Below are 1,853 nucleotides of genomic sequence, written 5' to 3'. Positions count from 1 at the left end.
CCGCATCGAGGCCGAGATCGAGCAGGCGGTGCGCGCCAGCGGCCTGGCCGTCGCCACGCTGATGTTTCCCAACCGCGTGCTGGGCGACAGCCTGGCCGCTTCGGCGGCGCTGGCCGCCGCGGTCGCCTGCGAGAGCCTGCTGCAGGCCCAGTGCAGCCACGCGCTGGTGCTGTCGGTCGGCCACCAGTGCCTGGACATCCTCACCCTGACCCTCTAGGAGGCCAACATGAACGACTTGAGCGCAGCGCTGGACCAGCGCCACACGATCGCCACGATCAGCACGACGGATCGCGTCATCAAGGCCATCCGGGCCCTGGGCTGCGACGCCGACCCCATCCTGCCGGTGCACGAGCTGGACCGAGAGCTCGGCATCGACTCGACCGAGTTCGTCGAGCTGGGCATGCTGGTGCGGCGCGAGTTCGGCGTGGACGACAAGGCCATCAGCCTGTTCGGCGTGGAGCGCGTGTCGGACATCGTCGCCCGCGTCGACCAGCTGCTGGCGAAGTAGGGCCACCGCCATGCACACGCTCCTCCTCACGCTGTGCCGGCTGGCCCTGCCGCTGGCCCTCGCCAGCGCACTCGGCTCGGCCTTTGCCGCGACCCACACCATCACGATGCTGGACGCACCGCCCTACTTCGACCAGCCCAACCTGGAGGTCAAGGTGGGCGACACGGTGACCTGGTCCAACACCGGCCCCGAGCTGGCCCACATCGTGATGGACGGCGACCTGAACCTCTACTCGCAGGACATCGTGCCCGGCAAGAGCTGGAGCTACAAGTTCGCCAAGCCGGGGGTCTACGACTACATCTGCCACCGCCACTTCTTCATGAAGGCACGCGTCACCGTGCGCGACGAGAGCGGCAGCACCGCCGCGGCGCTGGACTTCCCGTACCAGAAGGCCTTCCGCGAGTTCGTCATCCCGACCATGCGCAGCGTGCCGCGCATGATCATTGCGGGCCAGGACCACCGCATGTGGTTCACCGAAGGCGGTGGCGACTTCTACGGCTTCGAGGACATCCCGGCGCAGAACAAGATCGCGTCCATCGACGAGCACGGCCGGGTCGTCGAGTACGCCACACCCACGCCTGATTCAGACGGCAGCAAGGTCGGCGTCGATTCGCTGGTGATGGACAAGAAGGGGCACATTTATTTCACCGAGCGGCTGACCAACCGCATCGGCGTGCTCAGCCCCAGCGGCGCCATCACCGAGCACCAGATCCCGACCCCGGGCGGCTACGCACTGGGCGTGGACATCGATGCCAGCGGCAAGATCTGGTTCGCCGAGCGCTTTGGCAACCGCATCGGCCACATCGATGCCAAGGGCAAGATCACCGAGATCGAGTTGCCGGACAAGGAGTCCGAGCCGCGCACCATCTTCGTCGACACCCGTGGGCGCATCTGGTACACGGCCCGCGTGGCCAACGAGATCGGCTGGTACGACCCGGCCGACCAGCAGTTCCACCGGCTGCAGATCCCGACCAAGCAGGCCCGCCCCGCCGGCATTGCCGAAGCGCCGGACGGCACCATCTACTTCGTCGAGATGGTCGGCAACAAAGTGGCCAAGGTGGTCGGCGACCAGATCGTCGAGTACGCGCTGCCCACCGCTTTCGCCGCGCCGTTCAAGATCGTGCCGGACCAGAACGGCCACCTGTGGTTCACCGAGGTCTATGCCAACCAGATCGGCAAGTTCGACCTGGCGACCGGCGAGATCACCGAGTACAAGATCCCCACGGTCGACAGCCGGCCCGGCGGCATCGCGGTGGACGCCAAGGGCCGCGTCTGGTTCACCCAGCAGATGGGCAACAAGATCGCCTACTTCGACCCGGCGGTGAAGATTGGCGGCGCCAGCACC

Annotated in this window: 3 protein-coding genes; all 3 read left to right on the top strand. The window is 67.0% G+C overall.

Annotation, left to right across the window (positions count from 1 at the left end; all coding sequences use genetic code 11):
* Window positions 1–217, top strand: a 217-nt coding sequence (locus tag FKP22_RS33025) for a hypothetical protein (protein WP_170201162.1), incomplete at its 5' end; no start/stop codon positions are given.
* Between the two features lie 9 nt (window positions 218–226).
* Complete coding sequence (locus FKP22_RS29105) at window positions 227–508, top strand: acyl carrier protein (protein ID WP_141291645.1); 282 nt, start codon at window positions 227–229, stop codon at window positions 506–508.
* Between the two features lie 10 nt (window positions 509–518).
* A partial coding sequence (locus FKP22_RS29100; RefSeq protein WP_141291643.1) for a virginiamycin B lyase family protein occupies window positions 519–1,853 on the top strand: 1,335 nt, incomplete at its 3' end.

The organism is Ideonella azotifigens (assembly GCF_006519715.1).
Lineage (GTDB): Bacteria > Pseudomonadota > Gammaproteobacteria > Burkholderiales > Burkholderiaceae_C > Ideonella > Ideonella azotifigens.
Note: the sequence above shows the minus strand (reverse complement) of the source record. Positions and strands in the feature narration are given on the sequence as shown.